This window comes from Anaeroplasma bactoclasticum (genome assembly GCF_003550015.1).
Lineage (GTDB): Bacteria > Bacillota_I > Bacilli_A > Acholeplasmatales > Anaeroplasmataceae > Anaeroplasma > Anaeroplasma bactoclasticum.
Window position 1 is genome coordinate 1 of the sequence record NZ_QXEV01000056.1, and the last position, 2763, is coordinate 2763.

Genomic DNA, 2763 nt, shown 5'->3' on the forward strand with positions numbered 1-2763 from the left:
TAAAACAGAGACAAACTCACATGAAATGCGAGAATGTCTCTGTTTTGTTTTATATAAAGTGATTATTTCTCACATTAGTGTGCGAGAACTTCTAACTTAGTGGGAATCTTTTATGCATACCAAAAAAAGATGTTATGCAACTACCTCAGTTTGGAAAGATCCTATTTTTATAGTGTCAACCAAAAAAGGCATGTAATCATGCCTTTTAAAACGTATTGTCACGCCATTGCTTATAGTTATGTGCTACTAAACGTATAAAGCTAATACTTCGTTTTTTCAAGAAAATGTACTACTCAAAATTTAGAGCACCATATCATTAAAAAATATCCTCATTAACTATTCCAAACGATAGAGATAGAGTTATTGGATTTCTATCTAAAATACTATAACAATCTGCATCCCATCCTTCAAGCCAAAAGGACACTGTAACTTTCATCATATTAGTTAATCCTATTTTCTCATTTGAATTCTCAGAATCAATCAGATGATTAGTATTAGAATGTAATGTTTTATCTGCAGTTGATGATTCGACACCACGAATGCTATAAATAGAATTTGGCACGCTTACATGGGATATACCATTCTTGGCATTAACAAAATCATAATAATTATAATACATAACAGCAAAATTACTATCATTAGGCAAAATACCACCAAACTCGTACTGATTATTTACTTCATCATATGTAGGATAATCATAAGAATCTCCTGTATATATCACAGTAGATATAGGTTCTTTGCCCTCATAAAGATTAGGATTCCCTTTAGCAACAACTTCATATTTTTCAAATGCAACACGAGCAGAAGCAGCAGCACTTGAATAAATAGTCTTAGGAACTTCATCATTCCCGGTTATTGCATTTATACCTATAGGAAGATTATTTAATGGAGACACGAAAGAATTTGGAAATGGTACTGGTCCTATTAAATCATACTTTTTAACAGGAGAATATAGTAAACCTTGATTTAAATAAACATCCAATAAGAAACTCGAGGAAGAGTTTCCTTCATAGAAACGTGTAGATGCAATATAAATATCAAACTTATAATATTGTTTAGTTATATTATTTTCAATCGTTCTAAAATCTCCAAGCTTTTGAATTGTATTATTACTATTGAGTATTGGGGTATTTGTACATTGGTGCATATTTAGTGTTGAAAACAACGAATCAACAGATTCATCTGTTAGCATTGAAACATTTCTATATCCCCAATTTGTAAGAATTTGTCTTTTTATTTGCGAACTAGATATAGAGTCAGAAAAAGTATTTTCTTCTCCTGTTGCGGATATTTCAATACCATATTCCTCTAAGCTTGAAGCCTTAATTTCAATGTCAAATTGCTCAAAAGTAGAATTAGCGAAAACACCAACCCATGCGAAAGTAGTAGCTATAGTAGTCATCAGCACTACAATGCTAGTTAGTATGCTAATATATAGTTTTTTACCAAATATATACTTCTTTCGCATAGATTTGTATCTCCTTTCTAAAAATCAAGAAAATAGACGCCGCCAGCCTATCTAGCGGCGTCATTTTACTTAATCAACTTTTTATATTGTTAGGTAATATTATTATGCTCCTGCTGTTACAGTGTAATCGAATGCAACAGTGAATGTTTGACCTGCGCAAGCATTGAAGCATTGATCATCAGCACCATCTAACCATAAATGATAAACTAGTTTATATGGTGTATTAGCAACTAAAGTAAGGTTACCAAAATGATTTTCAGCTGCATATGTTTCTTTTGCAGCAGCACTTAATGTATTACCTGTAATTGCTTCATAGTAGTTTGTAGCTCCTGCTGTTGCTTCAGTTACACCTGTAGGTTTTTGGTCATCTGTTAATGCAGTAACTACCATGAAATTTTGAACAGGTTGAACTGGATTACTATATTCTGCAACAGTTGTAGTACCTTGGAATGTTTCAACACTACCATCAGCATATACAGTTCCAGTTTGAACACCAAGTGACATATGTGCAGCGTTTAATGCATTTACATAGAAGTCAGCACCAGCAGCAGGGCCTGTAACTTTATTAGGACTTACTGTATAATAATTAGTATATGTAGTAGCCCAATTTTCTGGCTGAGAACTTGTTGCAGTATAAGTACCAGCGCTATAAGAATAATAAGTACCTGCAGCCCATGCTGGAGCACTTGCTGCAGCAGCAACTTTTGTGTATCCGCCTGAATAATTTACTTGAGTAGGTAATACATCTGTTGTATTTGTAACTGTAATAGTAGGTCTTACTGTACAACCAGTATCTGCCTTGATATAGAATACATATTCATACCAATAAGTACCTTCAGTTGTAACTGCGTTACCAACATCTGCAGTACCTGGAGTTGCTGGTTCTGATAATTCTTTATATACTGCTGTAACAGCACCAGTAGAACCAATTGTAGCTCCAGTTCTAACAACTGGCTTTAATCCTGTAGTTTTATTAGCTAATGCAATAGTTTTATGATAATCATTTACATTACCAGTCAAAGATAATGAAATTGATGAACCAGCACTTGAAGATGCAGTAGATCCTGCAACAGCTTCTACGTTGGCAGTCTTGTTAGATACATACCATGCATAAGTTGAAGTAGTTAATGTAGCAGCTAAAGCTGCAATTGAAGCTCCCATAAGGGAAATTTTAGCAATTCTTGATTTTTTCATAATTTGTTGCTAAGTTCAAACAAAAAGTTGGTAATTAAGAAAAAATTCCATAATGATATGCTCCATAGGCCTGATATAAATCAATAGGCATAGGAAGCTTA

General features: G+C 33.5%; 2 protein-coding genes. Both read right to left on the minus strand.

What is annotated here, in order from left to right; translation table 11 throughout:
- Window positions 1-316 precede the first annotated feature (316 nt).
- A complete protein-coding gene (locus tag EI71_RS09995) occupies window positions 317-1468 on the minus strand; it encodes a hypothetical protein (protein WP_119017077.1) in 1152 nt (383 codons plus the stop codon).
- Window positions 1469-1570: 102 nt separating this feature from the next.
- Window positions 1571-2629 carry a hypothetical protein gene (locus tag EI71_RS10000; RefSeq protein WP_211321114.1) on the minus strand — a complete coding sequence of 353 codons (1059 nt, stop codon included), beginning with the start codon at window positions 2627-2629 and terminating at the stop codon, window positions 1571-1573.
- Window positions 2630-2763 lie beyond the last annotated feature (134 nt).

Bases quoted from the DNA above. Each gene is read 5' to 3' on its own strand.
- EI71_RS09995 (WP_119017077.1), bottom strand. From the start codon at position 1,468: ATGCGAAAGAAGTATATATTTGGTAAAAAACTATATATTAGCATACTA.
- EI71_RS10000 (WP_211321114.1), bottom strand. From the start codon at position 2,629: ATGGGAGCTTCAATTGCAGCTTTAGCTGCTACATTAACTACTTCAACT.